This window comes from Actinomadura sp. HBU206391 (genome assembly GCF_014323665.1).
Taxonomy (GTDB): domain Bacteria; phylum Actinomycetota; class Actinomycetes; order Streptosporangiales; family Streptosporangiaceae; genus Actinomadura_C.
This window is the reverse complement of the sequence record NZ_JABVEB010000559.1, coordinates 1-1198: the sequence shown is the minus strand read 5'-3', so window position 1 is coordinate 1198 and position 1198 is coordinate 1. Positions and strand designations below refer to the sequence as shown.

The window sequence follows — 1198 nt, the reverse complement described above, 5'->3', positions numbered from 1 at the left end:
GCTGTTCGTCGAAGGGGACCGGCTCGCCGGAAAGGAGACCACCCTCCCGCTCGGCGCCGCGCGCAGGATGCTCACGCTGACGAAGGCCGGGCTGCCGCTCGTTTTCCTCGGCGACTGGTCGGCGGCGGGTGTGCCGGGCATCGCCACGGAAGGGGAGAACGAGAGGCTCCGGGCGGTCCTCGCGGAACTGTTCGCCCAGCCGCGCGTACGCAACGTCGCCGCCGAGGCCGACGTTCCGGCGGCACTGGCCGCGCTCGGGCTGCGCCCGGCCGTCGAGTACGCCCAGAGCTCCACGCTGCTGAACGCCCGTCGCGTCGACAAGGGGGTGGACCACTACTACCTCTGCAACGGCAAGCACGCCGAGACACCGAAGCCGCCGGTCGCCGCCATCGACCACGAGGTCACGTTCACCCGCGCCGACCGCAAGGCGGTGCCGTACCGGATGGACCCGTGGAGCGGCGAGGTCGAGCGGGTGGCGCTCTACACCGAGGCGGGCGACCGGGTCACGCTGCGCGTCGCCCTGCAGCCGAGCGAGGCCACCGTGATCCTGTTCGCCCGCCCGGGCAGGTTCGGCGGCCCGGGGAACGGTGTCCCGCACGCCACGCACAGTGAGGCGGGCGAGGTGCGGTACGAGGACGGGCGCCTGGTGGCGCGCGCCGCCACCGCCGGGACCTACGCCACCACGCTGTCCGACGGCCGTACGGCCCAGGCGACGATCGGTGCCCTTCCCGAGGCCCGCACGCTCACCTCATGGCGTCTGCGGGTCGAGGACTGGCGGCCCGGGAGGACGCCCACCGAGACCGCCGTCACGCGGCACGACCTGACGCTCGACGCCCTCACGGCCTGGCTGGAGATCCCGGAACTGGCCGACGTGTCGGGCATCGGCCGCTACAGCACGACCGTCGAGCTGAGCACCGCGCACGGCTACCACCTGGAGCTCGGCGAGGTGTTCGACACCTGCCGGGTGACGGTCAACGGGCGGCGGCTGCCGCCGGTGGACCTCATCAATCCGGTAGTGGACGTCGGCCCCTACCTGCGGCGAGGCACCAACACGATCGAGGTAGAGGTGGCGACCACGCTCAACAACCGCCTGCGCGTCTCCGATCCCGGCGTCTACGGCGGGGCCGCCCGGCAGAGGTACGGGCTCATCGGCCCGGTGCGGCTGGTGCCGTACGGCGAGGCGGTCATCCGCCGATGA

At 73.0% G+C, this 1198-nt stretch carries 1 pseudogene; it reads left to right on the top strand.

Going from position 1 to position 1198, the window contains the following annotated elements:
• Nucleotides 1–1198 (top strand): annotated as a pseudogene (locus HKK72_RS39400) (alpha-L-rhamnosidase); the annotation flags it as partial.